The organism is Spirosoma endophyticum, assembly GCF_900112365.1.
In the GTDB taxonomy this organism is placed as follows: domain Bacteria; phylum Bacteroidota; class Bacteroidia; order Cytophagales; family Spirosomataceae; genus Spirosoma; species Spirosoma endophyticum.
The window spans coordinates 125,826-143,829 of record NZ_FOLQ01000003.1 but is presented as its reverse complement, the minus strand read 5'-3'; the positions used below and the strand labels follow the sequence as shown (position 1 = coordinate 143,829).

Below are 18,004 nucleotides of genomic sequence, written 5' to 3'. Positions count from 1 at the left end.
TCAGCTGAGTAAACTATGTCATATTTTCGTTTTAATGATTCTAGGATTATTTTAAGCGTCATTGTGGCATAACTAGCCCAATCTTATTCGTTTATACTGCCAAAATGCCGTTATTGGTGTGATTTATACCATTGGTATAAAAATTGAAAATAGCATACATAGATTGCGGCTGGATGGGCGTTTTATTAGTATTTTCAACTCAGGAAGCAATCTAACAAAGGCTTGTTAAATTTTGTTAAGGACGCACACGAGCCGGATTTTTAGAAGCTGCTTTCCGTTATACAAACAGACGCAACAAGCAGTCTTTAACACAAAAAGAAAGCAATTAGATTTTCCCATTTAACTATGAAAAGCAACTGGAAATTATTGGCGTTGATGGCACTTCTGTCGAGTGCAATAACGCTGGCTGCTTACAACCTGTTGGGCTTCAACAATAGGGATGTAATTTTTAACGAGTCGTCGCCAACACCGACGATTACAGGACGTTTGGCGTCAATGCCGGGCGGGCCTAATGGTATGCCAGGCGATTTTTCTACGGCAGCAGAGGCCGTAACGCCAATGGTTGTTCATATTCGCACGACAATGACCCGCACGGTTCGTCAGCAGCAAATGCCCGATATCTTTCGGGAGTTTTTCGGTGATGAGTTTGGCGGTGGTCAACGACAACCCCGCCGTCAGCAGGGTCAGGCTTCTGGCTCGGGTGTAATTATCAGCAAAGACGGTTATATAATTACGAACAACCACGTTGTTCAGGATGCTGACGAAGTAGAAGTCATCATGACTGACAAACGCAGTTTCAAGGCTAAAGTAATTGGCACGGATCCACTTACGGACTTGGCTGTTATTAAGGTCGATGCAAATAACCTGCCTTTTATTACACTTGGCGATTCTGACGCACTGAAATTAGGCGAATGGGTATTGGCCGTTGGCTACCCGCTTGATTTAGAATCAACCGTTACAGCCGGTATTGTTAGCGCCAAAGGACGTCGGATTGGTATTCTTGATCAGAACATAAGCAAAACTGACGCTAAACCAGATTCTCCTGTTGAAGCCTTCATCCAGACGGATGCGGCTATTAACCCAGGTAATTCGGGTGGTGCGCTAGTGAACCTACGTGGTGAGTTAGTCGGCATTAACTCAGCAATCGCTTCAGCAACGGGTTATTATAGTGGCTATGGTTTCGCAGTACCTGTATCACTTGTTAAAAAAGTGTCGGCGGATCTTCTAAAATATGGTAATGTACAACGAGGTTATATAGGCATTTTGCCAATCGAGTTGAACAGCACTGTAGCTAAAGAAAAAGGTGCAAAAGTAGGCCGTGGTATCTACGTAGAAAACGTTGTTGAAAAAGGCGCAGCCGAAGCAGCTGGTCTGAAAAAAGGTGATGTTATTGTAAAAATGGAAGGCCAAGTCCTTGATTCAGATGCTCAGATGCGTGAAATCATTGGCCGTCGTCGTCCGGGTGATGCAGTTACAGTAACAGTCAACCGGGATGGTACGGAACGTGACTTTAAAGTCGAACTACGTAATCGCAACGGCGGACGGGATATTATCAAGAAGACAGACGTTGTAGAAGCAAGTGCTTCGCTGAGTAGCCTCGGTGCCAGCTTCGAAGAGCTTTCTGCTCAGGACGCCAAACAACTAGGAATTGGTGGTGGCGTTCGGGTGAAGAAGATCACGGGTGGTAAACTGGCTGAAACAGATGTTGAAGAAGGCTTTATCATTGTGAAAGCGAACGGCAAAAACGTTAAAACAACGAAAGATTTGCAGGCGATTATGTCGTCGGTAAAAGAAGGTGAAGGCTTAATGCTGATTGGCATGTATCCTAACAGTTCGCGGATGTATTACTACGCAGTGCCTGTTTAAGTACGTTAAGTTGCCATTTCATTGATAGAAGCGTCGGGTCTTAAGCCCGGCGCTTTTTTGCATAAAAAAACGGTCGAGTACGAAGCCCGACCGTGTGTAAAAAGAACAGAGATGCTTTTATTCAAAATAATTTAGTATCTGATGCCCGCTATTGGCCAGCAATTGATCACGCTGAAAGAGTTTGATATCAGCGGTCATCATATCCTTTACAAGAGCAGGCAAATCGTATTTAGGTTTCCAGTTCAACTTCGTCATTGCTTTAGTTGGGTCACCAAGTAGCAAGTCTACTTCTGTCGGACGGAAATACCGGGGATCAACACTAACGACTACAGTATCGATCTTAACCGGGAACTCCGGGTTTGATGAACTGACAACCGTACCGACTTCTGAAACACCTTCACCAGAGAACGCCAATTCGACGCCGATCTCAGCGAATGACATTTTAACAAAGTCCCGGACGCTGGTTGTCACACCCGTAGCGATTACGAAATCTTCGGGCTTCTCCTGCTGTAGGATCAAGTACATGGCTTCGACGTAATCTTTAGCATGGCCCCAATCGCGCAACGAATCTAGATTTCCCAAGTACACTTTGTCCTGTAAGCCCAGTCCAATCCGGGCTACAGCGCGGGTAATTTTGCGCGTAACGAACGTTTCGCCACGTAGTGGCGATTCGTGGTTAAACAGAATACCATTACAGGCATACATATTGTAAGCTTCGCGGTAATTGACCGTAATCCAGTACCCATAGAGCTTAGCAACGGCATATGGCGAACGCGGATAAAAAGGCGTTGTTTCCGATTGCGCATGACCCTGAACGCCACCATAAAGTTCAGACGTTGATGCCTGATAAATACGGGTTTTTTCCGTCAGACCCAGCAACCGCACAGCCTCCAGAATACGAAGTGTCCCAATTCCATCAACTTGAGCCGTATATTCTGGTTCGTCAAAACTAACCCGTACGTGGGACATAGCCCCAAGATTATATATTTCGTCGGGTTGAATTTCCTGAATAATACGGATGATATTGGTTGAATCAGACAGATCGCCATAATGAAGTTTGAAGTGCACATTTTTTTCATGCGGGTCTTCATACATATGGTCAATACGTTGTGTATTGAAGAGCGAACTCCGGCGTTTGATACCGTGTACTTCGTATCCCTTTTCCAATAGTAACTCGGCCAAATAGGCCCCATCCTGTCCGGTAACTCCGGTAATCAACGCTTTTTTCATAGTATGTTAACAGGTCAAAGCCAACGCCTAAAATTGCACAAAACGCATTAAAGGTACCTTCTATTGGCCAAATTTTATAATTTATTTTATTAAGAGGCTTCTTCGAATGTCTACTTTGTCGGGCTGTAACTGCGCCGATGCAATCAATCGACGGATAGATGCGTAGTATCGTTCTGCATCCATGCGTCGCATGAAGTCACCAACCTTCAATTTATAGGTTGGTTGATTATAACTCAGATAAGGGCTTAGCTCAGGAAAATTTTGGTAAATCAATAATTTAGCCGCATCAACTTCTTGACGTTGGCTTCCAACATAAACCTGTATGCGGTAACCTGGCGCATAACGAATTGAACGGTTTTGGGTGGCAATCGTATCAAGTACTAAATCAAGCCGTCTATTAATGTGTAAGGCCTCAACCTGCGCCGTAGGTTTACGAGTATCAGACGGGCGGGGCGTAGTAGCGGGTTTATTGACGGGCGCAGTTGGTCGATTCGTAGCCGGTACGTTGGTCGATATAACTCCATACACAGGCCGCATTGAAGACAGGTCCTCATTATAGCTGTTGTAATCAACCACTGTCCGACTTGAGGTAGCCGGGCGATTGCTGGCACACCCGGTCATAATCAGCAGCCCTACGATAAAAGCCTCACAACGCATAATCATCATTAAAATTAGACGCAAAAATAGCCAATTTGTCATTCTGATAACTCAAGCCGGTAGTCGTATGTACAAACCCATCCGGGATTTTGGTTAATTTTGAGCATTTACAACACAAATACATGCTGAACATAGAAAGTAACGTGTCGCTTAAACCGTATAATACATTCGGAATTGACGCCACGGCACGGTATTGGGTCGACATTAGCCACGAGGAAGACCTTACCACTTTACTTCACCTAACTGACTTTGTTGATACGCCCAAATTAATTCTTGGAGGAGGCAGCAACGTATTACTTTGCCATAACTTTGATGGACTGGTTGTTAAAATAAGCCTTCAGGGTATCAATGTAGTACGAGAGGACGAAGACCATATCTACCTGACAGCCGGAGCAGGGGTCAACTGGCACGAACTGGTTCAATTTTGTGTAAAGCAAGGCTACGCTGGCCTGGAAAACCTCTCCCTTATCCCGGGCACCGTTGGAGCGGCACCAATGCAGAACATTGGTGCCTATGGTGTTGAACTGGAACAGGTATTCGAATCGCTCACGGCTATTCACATATCAACGGGTGAAAAACGAACCTTCACCCATGCCGATTGTACGTTTGGCTACCGAGAAAGCATTTTCAAGCGTAAGTTGAAAAATCAATTCATCATTACGAGTGTCACATTTCAACTGGATAAACGCCCAACGTTTCATACGCGCTATGGAGCCATTCAGGAAACCCTGACCGAGATGGGGATATCTGAAGAAAATCTAAGCATTAAAGCTATCAGTGAGGCCGTGATACGTATCAGACGAAGTAAACTTCCTGATCCAGCTCAAATTGGCAATGCAGGTAGCTTTTTCAAAAATCCGGAAATACCAAAAAGTCAGTTTGACACACTAAAGGATCAGTTTCCAACCCTGCCCGGCTACCCAATCAATGATAATGTAGTGAAATTGCCTGCAGGCTGGCTTATTGAACAGGCTGGCTGGAAAGGATATCGCCTTGGCGATGCAGGTGTTCATACCAAGCAGGCATTGGTGTTAGTGAACTACGGCAATGCAACCGGGAATGAAATTTTATCCCTCGCAGGAAAGGTAGAAGAGTCTGTACTGATCAAATTTGGGGTGGCAATTTCACCCGAAGTAAATGTAGTATGATGGTCGGAACCATTCTGATTGTTCCGACCATCCCTATTTATTCAAAGCAAAGTGAGGCAGCTCCGAGTAGACCAGCATCGTTGCCTAGTGTAGCTCTTTTAATGCTCAAGCCATTTTTATAATAGTCATTGAGCCAGTAATCGAGTGTTTTGTTAACCGCTGGCAGAATGTAATCGAAGGAGGCCGATAAACCACCACCAATCAGGACTTGCTTTATATCTAGAACCTTGATGAGTGCAGCTAAACCTTCGCCCAGCATTTCACCTACTTCAGTCCAGATTTGCATCGCCAATTCGTCACCCACGGCCGCTGCTGCTACCAGACCCGTTGTCGAGATTTCGCCGTCGTTGGGTAATTGCGTTTCACTTTTATATTCACTCCGACGCTTATTGGCTAACTCAAGGAGTTCCTTTTTGCCAATGTTTCGCTCCAGTACCCGCCCATTGCGTGAGGGTATATGGCCGGGTTCCATTGCATTCCCATCGCCACCCGTAAAGATTTTCTTGTTAATAATGGCAGCGCCACCCACGCCGGTGCCAAGCGTAATGAAAATGTAATTCTCCGTAATTTTTTCCTCTGCAAAGTAATATTCGCCCAAAGCAGCTGCGTTGGCATCGTTCGCCAGAAAAAACTGAGTGCCCGGGAATCGCTTACTCAACAAATCCACCATCGGCACATGGTTGATTTCAGGGATAGCCGTGATTTCGAGCGGAATTGTCCGTTCCCGATTGAGCATCCCCGGCAAGCCAATACCAACCTGTTTTACGTCTTTATTACTCAACAATTGGAGCGCTACTGCGTCGCCGAAGCGCTCGACAAAGTGCCCTGATTCCCGCCAGCTAAGAGTATCGTGGCTATAGAAATTGGAAATTTTACCGGTATTGGCATCGACAATACCCATTTTGACGTTCGTACCGCCGACGTCGATACCCAGATACTCAACGGAAGCCATTCGTATCAATAATAAGTTATACAGTGAAAAGTTATCAGCTTTAGGCCAGATGAAGCCGGGCGCAAGATACAAAAAAGTCGTTACGGGTCGCCATGCCATTCATATGCCTGCTGGCCTGATTATTTGCGGATAAAGCTAAATATCACCTAGTTGCGGACGGATAAGCATTTCTTCTACAACGGCACTTTTAGAGAGCGAGTAAGCCGCCCAGGCACTATCTGCTACGTCTTCGGGCTTCATGAAACGCTCTTCGGGCAAGTCGGTACCTTCCCAACTGGCGGTAAGGGTGGCACCGGGTAATATAGCCGTTACTTTTATACCATGCGGTTTTAGCTCCTCACGTAGCACCCGACTCATACCCAATAAAGCGAACTTAGAGATACAATAGGAACCTCCATTTGTATAAGCCGTAATGCTGGCCGTAGAGCACATCATAAAAATATGCCCTCGTCTCCGGGTAATCATATCACTAACCAGGCCACGCGTCAGGTGATACGCGCTGGCAACGTTGGTATCAATCAATTGCTCGAATACACCCTCGGCCTCATTATGAATCTGCCCTGGCTGAAACGTACCTGTATTGTTGACCAATACGTCGACGGGTCGGTTGAGTGATTGAATGTAATTAAGCAATACGTTAACGCCATCGCGCGTGGAGAGGTCAGCGGCCACAGGTAAGAGACCTGGCCCAACTACGCCGTCAACAGATCGGGCACAGACAACAGCGTCGAACCCTTCAGATACAAACCGGTCTGCAATAGCACGCCCAATACCTTTAGAGCCACCTGTTACAATAATCAGTGGATTCATTTGGAAAGTTATTCTGTGCTAACCCACATTAATTTCAACTTCAGGACGGATTAGCCTACGGTGCAAGTTACGTCAGAAACCATTCTATCTTTACTAGGGTTCTCCCGAATAGATAATACCGACTTTACTACTACTCAGGTCGGTTTATTCCACTACCCATTTTATGTCACGATTAGGCAGTTATTTTATTTTTCTGGGCACTCTCTTCCGTAATCGGGAGAAATTACGTGTCTATCTGGGGCTTATTCTAAACGAATGTACGTCCATCGGAGTCGGGTCTATTTTCATCGTTGCTCTTGTTAATACGTTCATCGGAGCTGTTACCTGCGTACAAACGGCCTATAACCTTACTAACCCCTTTGTACCAAAGAATATTATTGCGCTCATTGTACGGGACAGCTCTATTCTGGAATTAGCGCCTACGCTCTCGTGTATTGTGCTGGCTGGTAAAGTTGGTTCAAATATTGCCAGTGAATTAGGTACTATGCGCATTACTGAGCAAATCGACGCTCTTGAGGTGATGGGTATAAATTCAAGCTCCTATCTGGTGTTGCCAAAGGTTATTGCGTCGGTATTTATGTTCCCGCTACTGGTTATCATGGCTGGGTTCCTATCCATTCTGGGCGGCTATCTGGCAGGAACGCTGGCTGGCGTAATCTCACCAGAGGAATACGTATCTGGATTGCGCGTTGACTACAAACCCTTTGGTGTTGTGTTCGCTCTCATCAAAACAGTGGTGTTTGCGTTCCTGATCTCGACAATTTCGGCCTATCGGGGTTATAACGTTCAGGGCGGGGCGCTGGAAGTCGGGGCCGCATCAACGGCAGCCGTTACCAATAGCTGCGTTGCCATTGTCGCTGCCGACTTTATTCTGACGCAGTTATTACTCACGTAGCGAAAGCATGAACGGGCGAAAGAGTGAAAGGCTACCGCAATTTCACTCTTTCGCCCGTTCATGCTTTCAGTCATTGACTATGATTGAAATAAAAAATATAGCCAAAACATTCGGTGATCGGCAAGTTCTGGCGGGTATTGATGGCTCATTCAAACCGGGTGATACGAGTCTGATTATTGGTGGAAGCGGCACCGGAAAAAGTGTACTGCTGAAATGCATGATTGGGTTAATCAAACCTGATTCAGGTGAAGTGTTATACGATGGACGCGATTTTTTGACCACGGATCTGAATGAACAGAAAACCATTCGGCGAGAAATGGGCGTCTTATTTCAGGGATCAGCCTTGTTCGACTCCAAGACCGTACTGGAAAACGTTCGCTTTCCGCTCGACATGCTTACAGAGCAACCGGAAAGCGAAAAGATAGAACGGGCGCAGGAGTGCTTACGACGGGTTGGTCTGGAAAACGCGGGCGACAGAATGCCCTCTGAAATTAGTGGTGGTATGAAAAAACGGGTTGGTATTGCCCGGGCTATCGTCCTGAATCCTAAATATTTGTTCTGCGACGAACCGAACTCTGGGCTCGATCCGCTGACGTCAATCAAGATTGATCAGCTAATTTCAGAAATCACCGACGAGTATCAGATTACAACTGTCGTCATTACACACGACATGAACTCGATGCTGGAGATTGGCGAAAAAATTATGTTCCTCTACGAGGGCAACAAACTTTGGGAGGGCACAAGTGCAACCCTGACCCATTCGGGCGTCAATGAACTCAATGAGTTTATTAACGCAAATAAGTTAATCCGAGAAATGGAGAAATAACGTCTCTCTATTTCGCCGACAATTGGGCACTTGGGGTATTGAACTTGTAAATGGTATATCCATTTAACGACTTAACAGGATGATAATTTGCCAAACGAATGGGTGGTGATAAGGGAGCTTCTGTTTCCCCGTCGCGTGCGATCAAGAATTGAATCCGCCCGTCCTGAGCAGCCCGGTCTAAATCTGTGTAATCGAACGTTCGAAGTTCATAAGCCGAACCTACAATCATATCTTGCTGAGGAACAATACAGTTACGGAACAAAAAAGCGTTCAGGTAACTGCTGTTATATTGTGTACTATAGATCAGACAACCGGGATATTTCTTTATTTCTCTTGTAACGTATTGAGCAACAGCCTGCTCCTCTTTATAGGGAGTTAGATCAATAGCTTTATGAATAACGCGTTCCCAATTAAAGTTCATGGCATTAACGGGCAATACCAGCGCAACGATCATCACTAAGCTCAAACGCCCTACATTCGCCCAATCAGAACGAATGGTACGTAGCTGCCAAAGAGCATCAGCCACCAGCAGACAGGATAATCCCGTAAATTCCGTAAAGTAATTCAACGCCGACCCCCATTTTAACCCAGTAACCAGCGCAAACAGAAACAGGCCAAATGCGGCTAAACCTAGTAGCTGCCGAGGGCCTTTTTCAAATAATAAATAGCGAATACTAATGGCAACCCCCGGTATAACTAACCACGCAAAAGGTCGTAAGTAGTGGTCAACTAAATTGTATCTAAAATTGACGAAATCAATACCGTTACTCACACCCCGGATAACATTAGCGTATATCAAGCTTGGGGCTTCCCGGAAAAAGCTCACATACAAAACAGCCAGAAATAACAGGAAAAATCCCAGGAACTGAAAAGTTTTCCAAGGTTTACCACTAAAAAATAAGAGGTAACCGCTCACGATTATTGGCAGACAAATAGCCGACTGCTTGGAAAAAAGGCCCAGAGCCGCTAGTAGAGCCGTTAGCGCTAGGCCAGTCGTCAACTGTTTTGTTGTGATGGAAGCATTCCATCGAACCAGCGCCCAGATTGTCCAGATAACAAATGCGTTATATAAACTATCTGGCCGACCGTAAGATTGAGGGGGCAATAGTAAGAAAGCAAGAACAGCGACCAACACAGCGACTGAAGCTGGAAATTGTATGCGCCGGGCTAATTTCCAGAATCCCAAGGCATAAAATCCATTAGCGAACAACGCTATACATCTCCCCGCACTGTATACCTCATATACATCGTCGGATGTGAAGCCCAGAAGCCGGGACAGGCCTGCTGTCAGATAATAATAGATTGGACTGTATTGCGTGATGGCGTAGGGAGCTTGTTCCGGGTTTTGGTAGAGCGGATACCCGGCCATCATACGTAAAACGCTGAAAATAACATTACTCTCAATACCCCCAACGTCGGGATTAACCAGAAAAATTACTTTGATCCGAATATAGAGCGTTATCAGTCCTAACAGTCCAACAACAAGCCATAGAAGTAAATAAGTACGTTGACTAATCTGCTGGTAAAAGCGCCGGAAAAGTTGCAACATAGATCGGTGGATATATGGTATGGTGCTTTAAGCCCACAGGGCAAATATAGATCAAAACAAACGCATCAGGCGATGTTTATTGAGCTAACGTCAATTATAGCACCTATCTTAAAACCGCCAGCGAGCCTGGACTTTCACTTCTGTTTTATGGGGCGCACTAATCTGGTCGAGGTCGGAGCCAATAGTGTCCTGATTGGTCAGATCGGTTCGGGACCATCGTACCCACACGTCTACATGACGACTCAGATTGTACTGAATTAACAAATAATGGCGGACGCCCCGATCAAAATAAGCCGGGAACGAAAACGCGTAAAGTACATCACGCTCGTATACGTACTGCCGACTGTCATAATCATCTGTCCCGAACAAAGCGACCCGGCCGCTCAGACTCAACCGCCGGTAATCCAACGTAGCATCCTGCACCAAAGCGAACCCACGCGACGGGGACTGTCCTGCATAGGTAAAACTGCCCCACTGCACTCTTGATCGCATCGAAAAGCCGGGCCTTAAAATGTACTCGGCGTTGAGCGCATAATTCCGGCGCGTTGTCCCAACAACATTTTTGATCTTATCAACTGTCAAATTTTTCTGTTTATGCTCTTCGTGATATACCGCATAAAACGCCGTCTGCCGATTAGGTGTGTAGCGAGCCTGTAGCATATAATCGAAGCCGCCCGATGGCGTATCCACTAAATATTTCAACCACGGAAATTGATAATAATCAATAAAACCGCCCAATGTCAGCTTGCGATAAACCGTATACTTCAATCCAGCATACACGCCCGATTCGTTGATCGTCCGGCTCCCTTCGCTGAAGCCGTTGCTGTAGAAACTATGAAAATTACGGTCATAATGACGTAGCACAAGCGCCAGGTCCAGCTTCTTGGTTAGGCTGGCCAACGTACCGACCACCGTGCCCATTCCACCTGAATTGGTTGTAGATCCACTGCTTCGGGCGACTTCACCAAATAAATTCCAGTTTCTCCAGACGTAGCCACCATGCAGACCAACAACCAGATTTTGCTTGCCGGTAAACTCATATTGGTTATAGGGCAGATCCCGCTTACGGAAAAATGTATCGAAGGTCGTATGCAAAACCGTCATACCCAGTTGAACTTGACGGCGGCTGTGATAAAGCAGATGTACGCCAAGATTCGTTTCAAGCAGACTACCCTGATCCGCCATTTCGGACAAGGTGCGGTGCAATCCCGATGTTTGTAGTGACGTAGCCATGGTTTGTCCGGCAATACTATCAACGGCGGTGTTCGCATCGCGTCGGTTGCGGGCGGCCATCAGCGTTAAATCCAGGGTTGGGCACATAGCATACGTAGCCGTTGCCCCTCGGAAATAACCGTATTCGGTCAGTGATGTATAAGGCCGAGCGCCAATCGTTGGCCGCCGAACAGTCTGAACGGTTTCAGCACTTTTGCCCAGTACGAAACCGGCCGATAACACCAATCCCTGTCCAATCTGTAGCTGATAATCGCCCAGCAGGATGTTACGCCAGCGGCCCCGGTTCTGCACTTGTGCATGAAAAGAAATGTAATCAGCTCCATAACGACGGGCTGACGGTTGCCAGAGGATCTGTTCGCCAGGGTCTTTTTCAATCGTTACCCCAATACTGAACGCACGGGAACGACTATACCGATAACGAGCATACAGTTGGCCCGAACTTCCTAAATATCGCGTCGGAAGATTGCCTTTTTTATCGGCAACGGCCGCCGAAAAACCTTTTTGCTGTTCCAGAACCCGTTCGTATCGAACGATAAGGTAATTATCTGTTGGTGTAGCCAGAGCAACAAATAGGCCCGGATTGCCTGCTACTGTAACGAACGGCAGTAGCCGCCGAATGGTGGGCAAATCGAAATCGGGAATAGCCTGGAGCTCATAGATCGACAATAAATCGCCGTATTCGGCGCGATAGGTTGCCAGACTGCTTAATTGACGTTCAGAAAGGAGGTAAAGGGCCTCCAGCTCATCCCGCGTGGCGACATTAAGATCAAGCGGATTAACGTAAAGCTGGGTTAATGCATCATAAACGGACTGGTAATCAATACCCTCCGTCTGCACCGGAAATAGGTCTTGTAAATACCGGCTTATGTCAGCCGATCGGTTAGCCTCGCTACGAGAAGGCAAACTCGTTTGGGAAAAAGCCGGAACAGTAGCCATCCATCCAGCTACCATAAGCAGGTAAACAGTTCGCAAAATTCCCTTCGTTCAAGTGTTGAGAATACGCCCAACCTCCCTGAAGATTCCAATCGGTTGAAAAGGACTTTGCGGATGTTTTTATCAGGAGATTATAGCTTTCATGAGACGAACGTTCTCCCAAAAAGACACACTACTCCCAAAAAGCTACATAACCTCTTATCTAAAAAATGCACGAACGATCTAATGCAGTAATATGGATCAACGCAACATTGTCTGATTTACGAGAATCGGCGTTTCAGAATTTCGACCAGTTCACTCACCTCATCACTCTTCATATCCCAGATGTACTGCGATGCATACTGGTCAGAAATCAGATCGAGTGCCTGCCCGTAATTATTTAGTGTATCTATTTCCTGAATTGCCTGGCTATACTCACTCGCATTCCCATTGAACAACTGGTTGATAAACCTGAATTTCTGGTTCAGCGAAATGCTCCGGGCAATGCTCTCAATGGGCGCGCGATGAAAGGTCTCAGCAATCGAGTTGGCAGGTTCAGCGGGGGCTGCCTCCCGGATTGTATCATTCAGCGTCGGTGTTGTAGCCGCCGGAACAGTGGGTTGCGCCGGTTCAGACGTAGCAGGCTGCGTGATGGCACCAGTTTGTAATTGCGACGGTTGACTAATTGGGGCAACTGGCTCCGGACCAGCCCCTCCCTGAAGAAACATCGGGCCGCTTACGTCTGAATCGTCTACCGGGGCTGGGTGGGCGGAAATCTCTTTCAACGATTCTTTAATTTCCTCTACACTTGCTGGTACAGGCTGGGGCGGAATGGCTGGCGCAACAGTTGCGGTAGCATTTTCCTGTACTGTTTCAGTAGACGGACTGACTTCGGCGGCAACCAATGGGGCAGGTGGAACAGTCGATTCAGTAGCCGTATCGAAAAATGATCGCGATGGCGCATTTGGAATGACATCGGGTACATGACTACGTAGCAAAGCCGATACGTCCATTGGTAGCTTTTCCGAGAACAAGGCTACAAATTTATCGTAATGCTCAAGTTCATGGCCGCGTTGCGTAAGGGCTTCATCCAGATACCCAATGGCCTGATTTGCATACACAAAGGGCTTGTCTTTGATACGTTGGGTAATATGGGCGGGAATGAATTGGTTGATCTTTGTATAGCGTGTAATATGTTTCAGCGCTGCAGCCGTTAATGTAAACTCCGGCTGGCTACGCAGAATTTCATCAAAGTAAGCCCTTGGATCGAAAATCATAATGATCGTGCGACGCGCGGCATCGGCAAGCAAGGGTTCAAGATGTTCGCGTCGAACACAAATATGTTGCGACACTACGTTCATGAAATTTTGCAGCGCTTCCTGCACGTCGGCATCCGTAAAGTCAAAATAAGGGCTGCGAAACTTGGCCGCATCAGCCTGCCATTTATCAGACAAACTACTGAGGACAAACATATTAATTTGACTAATGGGCGTCAACGACAGAATTTGCTGGCCATTAATGGTAGCATGTTTCTGATAAAAATCGGTAGCTACCCGACGGGCATACGACCTGCTATATTCGGTAAGAGCGTTGGCGTTGAACTTGTTCGACATTAGGAAAAGCCTTTGTTTTGTATACTGTAACGTTTTCGGTCGCAAACCTGCTATCAAATCAAAAAGGCAATTTACGACCGATTAGCAAGCCTTTCACGGCAAAGTCGGTTTATTCGTTTTAAAACAAGTTACCGGCCTTTAAAACGACTAATTCTCCATGTTTATTGAACCCACTCGTCGACGTGACCCGCCCCACCTCCGCACAGGCTGGATCGAAGTAATCTGCGGCTCGATGTTTTCCGGCAAAACCGAAGAACTGATCCGTAGGCTCACGCGTGCCCGGATAGCCAAACTAAACGTTCGGATCTTCAAACCTGCATTGGATACGCGTTATCACGAAGAAAACATTGTGTCGCACTCGGCAAACTCGATTCATTCGATACCCGTAAAAACGGCGGCCGAGATTCCAGCGCTGGCGGGCAATTGCGATGTGGTTGGTATTGATGAAGCCCAGTTTTTTGATAAAGAAATTGCCGATGTCTGCAACATACTGGCGAATCAGGGGAAACGCGTTATTGTAGCGGGATTGGATATGGACTTCTCGGGAAAGCCCTTTGGCTGCATGCCCCAGTTAATGAGCATTGCCGAATACGTAACAAAAGTGCACGCTATTTGTGTAGTTTGTGGCGACATTGCCCACTATTCCTATCGCCTTTTACCCTCAAAAGATCGTGTGCTATTGGGCGAAACAGACAGCTACGAAGCCCGCTGTCGGCGGTGTTTCAACCTTGGCGATGATGCCGGTCGGAAAGAGTGGGCTTATGAAGACGTTATGAATGATGAATGATGAATGATGAATATTAAAAAAAAAGCAATGCTAAATCAACCGTGGATGTCTAGATCCATGCCTAAACTCTGGCGTTTATTGTTGATTTTTCATTCATTATTCATCATTCATTATTCATCATTCGCCCAAATTGGCACCTGGCAGTCGCATGTTAGTTACCAGTCGGGACAGTCGGTGGCGGTTGTCGCCAATAAAATCTATACGGCGACGCAAAACGGGCTGTTTTATTACGATAAAAGCACAAATGAAACCACTACGTTAGGCAAAACGGCCGGGTTAAGCGATATAGGCATCAGCCGTTTACTTTATCTTGCCGATCAGAAACGGTTACTCATCACGTATCGAAACGGAAATATTGATTTTCTGACGGTATCCGACACAGGCGAACCTGGCACAGTCGTAAATGTGAACATAATCGTTACGACAGCCAATTTACCAGCCTTCCGAACAATCAATCATATTAACCGCATTGGCAATAATGCCTACCTCAGCACCGATTTTGGCCTGATCGTGCTGGATGTCCTGAAAAACGAGATCCGTGATACGTATTTCAGCCTGCGATCTGACGGTACTCCCCTACCGATCATTCAAACAGCCGCCACGGCCGATAGCTTGTATGCGCTGACGGCAGCCGTAATTCCGAAAGAAACCGGACGCAGAATCCGAGCCATACGCTTCACAGTTGGTGTCAACATTGCTGATCCGGCTAACTGGAAGCAAATCGACGTACCAGGTTTGCCAATTGAGTCGATTAGTACAAACCAGGGTCGATTGTCAGCAACGCTCAATAATCTGGGCGTTTATGAACGGCAAAATAACAAGTGGATTTTAACGCAATCGTTGTCCAATGCCATCATACGGCAATTTCCGGCCACAGCTGGCTTACTTCTGGCTACCGATAAAGCCGTTACATTACCTGGCTCCAGCCCCTTTACCGGCGCCTTATTGACTGACCCAAGAGAAGTCATTGCCGATGAAAATCGCGTGTGGGTTGCCGATGCGACAAACGGGTTGCTGGCGGGTAATGCCGGCACATTTCAGCGAATTGCACCCGATGGTCCAACGCGGGATTTATTCGCTCAACTTTATACGTATTCACAAACGCTCATTGCACTTCCTGCCGGACCACGAAACGATACGTTGTTCTCCGCAAATCAACCGCCAATTAACGTACTTTCTGTCCCCAATGATCGCTGGGCCAATACGTTAATTGCTGGCTTATCCCGCAGTTTTAATTCGGCGGCTTATTTACCCACCGAACAGCGACTTTATCTGGGCAGTTTTGGCAGCGGACTATGGAGTCAGGCCGAAGAGCAGCCTGCCACGTTGGTCCCGTTACCCGCAACGATCAGTACCTATATTACCAGCCTTGCTACCGACGTGGAAGGCAATTTGTGGATAGCAACGGGTCGAATAACGACGACACAAGCTACGTTGCACGTCCGCCGTCCCAATGGTCAGTTTCAGTCGTTTCCGTCCGTTAGTCAGATTAACATGGTCCAGATTGTGCCCGACGATTACGGTTTTTTATGGATTCGTCTGGACCTTGGCAGCGGCTTATTTGTATTCGATCCCCAAACGAATCGGAGTCGATTCCTAAATACTCTTGCTGGGCAAGGTGGCTTATTAACAAACAGCATCCGAACCCTGGCAAAAGATCGGAATGGGTCGATTTGGGTTGGTACTGACCTTGGTCCAACCGTGTTCGATGATCCGGCTGGTGTCTTCGACGGGCTCGTTGATGCCCAACCGCCGTTGGTTAATCGACGCCGGTTGCTGGCCAACGAAGTGGTCACGGCCATTGCTGTCGATGGTGGCAATCGGAAGTGGATTGGCACGCAAACAGGTATTTATCACGTAGCACCCGACGGTTCTCAGCTGCTGGATACGTTCAAGTCGGATAATAGCCCATTACCAAACAATTTAATTCAGGCGGTAGCGATCGAGCCCGTCAGCGGCAAGGTTTTTATCCAAACCGGCCCTGTGGGTCAACCCAATGGGCTAGTATCCTATCAGGGGCAGGCCACAGAACCGACCGATACGCTCAGGAAACTGACCATTTTCCCCAATCCGGTACGTCCTGATTTCACGGGTACAGTTGGCATCAACGGCCTGACGGAAAACGCAACGGTAAAAATTCTTGACGCCGGGGGCCAGTTAGTGTATGAAACCCGATCGCAGGGCGGTACCGCTGCCTGGAATTTGCGCGACTACCGAAATCGACAGGCACAGACAGGCGTTTACTTAGTCGTTGTCGTTACGTCCGATGGCACGGAGAGTTTAGCCGGAAAACTGGCCGTAGTGCGGTAGATCGTTAAAATCACACCTTCTACAATCATTACGGCAGATGATGAAAAAGCCAGTAAAGATGATTTGATGAATCAGGCCATTTTGCCTAATTTTGGCCAGATTTTTAGCCAATGCCAGCAGCTAATGTGTATTAGCTGACAGGCCATAAAACGAAATCAATATACTCAGTATGAGAGAAATACAGTTCCGCGAAGCCCTGCGGGAGGCCATGACGGAAGAAATGCGCCGGGACCCGAAAGTCTATCTGATGGGCGAAGAAGTCGCCGAATACAACGGAGCCTATAAGGTTAGTCAGGGAATGCTGGACGAATTTGGACCGGAGCGGGTAATTGATACACCCATCGCCGAACTGGGTTTTGCTGGTATTGGCGTTGGTTCAGCCATCAACGGACTACGGCCTATTATTGAGTTCATGACGTTTAACTTTTCGCTCGTTGCGATTGATCAGGTCATTAATTCGGCCGCCAAAGTCATGTCGATGTCGGGCGGTCAGTACTCCTGCCCGATTGTCTTTCGGGGACCAACGGGTAATGCCGGTATGCTGTCTTCGCAACACTCGCAAAACTTCGAAAACTGGTTTGCCAATACGTCAGGTTTGAAGGTTGTCGTTCCATCAAATCCTTATGACGCCAAAGGCTTGCTCAAGTCCTGCATCCGCGATAATGACCCCGTCATTTTCATGGAATCGGAGTTGATGTATGGCGATAAAGGACAGGTGCCAGAAGAAGAATATCTGATTCCCATCGGGCAGGCTAAAGTCGTTCGGGAAGGCAACGACGTAACGATTGTTTCTTTCGGTAAAATCATGAAAGTGGCTTTGGCTGCGGCTGATGAGTTAGCCAAAAATGGTGTTTCAGCAGAAGTAATTGACCTGCGTTCGGTCCGTCCGATCGATTATGCAACGATTATCAGTTCCGTAAAGAAAACGAATCGCTGCGTAATTGTAGAGGAAGCCTGGCCGCTGGCAGCCATCTCGTCGGAGTTGACGTACAATATTCAACGTAATGCGTTTGACTATCTGGACTCGCCGGTTATCCGGGTCAACAGCCTGGATTTACCGCTGCCCTATGCGCCCACACTTATCGAGGCTATTCTGCCGAATGTGAAACGTACGTTGCAGGCTGTAGAAGCCGTGATGTATAAAAAGTAAGGTAAAGTTATTTTAGAGTAAAACTAAAAAGCGTGGGTCTCTCTGGCCGACGCTTTTTTGATGCTT

General features: G+C 47.0%; 14 protein-coding genes. 7 read left to right on the top strand and 7 right to left on the bottom strand.

Annotation, left to right across the window (positions count from 1 at the left end; all coding sequences use genetic code 11):
* Positions 1-345: 345 nt before the first annotated feature.
* Entirely contained in the window at positions 346-1,866 is a 1,521-nt protein-coding gene (locus tag BM202_RS09705) for a Do family serine endopeptidase (RefSeq protein WP_093825423.1), read from the top strand.
* 117 nt (positions 1,867-1,983) lie between these two features.
* Here BM202_RS09705 and gmd read toward each other — a convergent pair whose 3' ends face one another.
* Together gmd and BM202_RS09695 are read right to left on the bottom strand one after the other, a co-directional pair.
* Positions 1,984-3,096, bottom strand: a complete 1,113-nt coding sequence (gene gmd / locus BM202_RS09700) for a GDP-mannose 4,6-dehydratase (protein WP_093825421.1) — start codon at positions 3,094-3,096, stop codon at positions 1,984-1,986.
* 81 nt (positions 3,097-3,177) lie between these two features.
* Entirely contained in the window at positions 3,178-3,753 is a 576-nt protein-coding gene (locus tag BM202_RS09695) for an SPOR domain-containing protein (RefSeq protein ID WP_245776604.1), read from the bottom strand.
* Between the two features lie 122 nt (positions 3,754-3,875).
* Between BM202_RS09695 and murB the strand changes: the two genes are divergently transcribed.
* Positions 3,876-4,901, top strand: coding sequence for a UDP-N-acetylmuramate dehydrogenase (gene murB / locus BM202_RS09690; protein WP_093825420.1), 1,026 nt, complete (start codon positions 3,876-3,878; stop codon positions 4,899-4,901).
* A 37-nt stretch (positions 4,902-4,938) separates the two neighbouring features.
* Here murB and BM202_RS09685 read toward each other — a convergent pair whose 3' ends face one another.
* Together BM202_RS09685 and BM202_RS09680 are read right to left on the bottom strand one after the other, a co-directional pair.
* Positions 4,939-5,853, bottom strand: a complete 915-nt coding sequence (locus BM202_RS09685) for an ROK family protein (protein WP_093826239.1) — start codon at positions 5,851-5,853, stop codon at positions 4,939-4,941.
* Positions 5,854-5,988: 135 nt separating this feature from the next.
* Entirely contained in the window at positions 5,989-6,663 is a 675-nt protein-coding gene (locus BM202_RS09680) for an SDR family oxidoreductase (protein ID WP_093825418.1), read from the bottom strand.
* A gap of 163 nt (positions 6,664-6,826) precedes the next feature.
* On the opposite strand from BM202_RS09680, the gene BM202_RS09675 reads away from it, so the two are divergent.
* Together BM202_RS09675 and BM202_RS09670 are read left to right on the top strand one after the other, a co-directional pair.
* The gene (locus BM202_RS09675) at positions 6,827-7,558 is read left to right on the top strand and encodes an MlaE family ABC transporter permease (protein WP_093825417.1); all 732 of its coding nucleotides are present in this window, start codon (positions 6,827-6,829) and stop codon (positions 7,556-7,558) included.
* Between the two features lie 79 nt (positions 7,559-7,637).
* Complete coding sequence (locus BM202_RS09670) at positions 7,638-8,384, top strand: ABC transporter ATP-binding protein (RefSeq protein WP_093825416.1); 747 nt, start codon at positions 7,638-7,640, stop codon at positions 8,382-8,384.
* A gap of 7 nt (positions 8,385-8,391) precedes the next feature.
* On the opposite strand, the gene BM202_RS09665 is transcribed toward BM202_RS09670, so the two are convergent.
* The 3 genes from BM202_RS09665 to BM202_RS09655 all read right to left on the bottom strand — a co-directional run bounded on the left by BM202_RS09665 (position 8,392) and on the right by BM202_RS09655 (position 13,691).
* Positions 8,392-9,933, bottom strand: a complete 1,542-nt coding sequence (locus BM202_RS09665) for a hypothetical protein (protein ID WP_093825414.1) — start codon at positions 9,931-9,933, stop codon at positions 8,392-8,394.
* A gap of 108 nt (positions 9,934-10,041) precedes the next feature.
* The gene (locus BM202_RS09660; protein ID WP_093825412.1) at positions 10,042-12,117 is read right to left on the bottom strand and encodes a ComEA family DNA-binding protein; all 2,076 of its coding nucleotides are present in this window, start codon (positions 12,115-12,117) and stop codon (positions 10,042-10,044) included.
* 242 nt (positions 12,118-12,359) lie between these two features.
* On the bottom strand, positions 12,360-13,691 hold the full coding sequence (locus tag BM202_RS09655) for a hypothetical protein (RefSeq protein WP_093825410.1): 1,332 nt from the start codon (positions 13,689-13,691) through the stop codon (positions 12,360-12,362).
* A 157-nt stretch (positions 13,692-13,848) separates the two neighbouring features.
* Here BM202_RS09655 and BM202_RS09650 point away from each other — a divergent pair, with 157 nt between their 5' ends.
* The 3 genes from BM202_RS09650 (at position 13,849) to BM202_RS09640 (ending at position 17,938) form a co-directional block, all read left to right on the top strand.
* Positions 13,849-14,478, top strand: coding sequence for a thymidine kinase (locus BM202_RS09650; RefSeq protein WP_093825408.1), 630 nt, complete (start codon positions 13,849-13,851; stop codon positions 14,476-14,478).
* A 57-nt stretch (positions 14,479-14,535) separates the two neighbouring features.
* Positions 14,536-16,788, top strand: a complete 2,253-nt coding sequence (porZ, locus tag BM202_RS09645; protein WP_245776603.1) for a type IX secretion system anionic LPS delivery protein PorZ — start codon at positions 14,536-14,538, stop codon at positions 16,786-16,788.
* Positions 16,789-16,957: 169 nt separating this feature from the next.
* Positions 16,958-17,938, top strand: coding sequence for a pyruvate dehydrogenase complex E1 component subunit beta (locus BM202_RS09640; protein WP_093825406.1), 981 nt, complete (start codon positions 16,958-16,960; stop codon positions 17,936-17,938).
* The last annotated feature ends 66 nt before the right edge of the window (positions 17,939-18,004 follow it).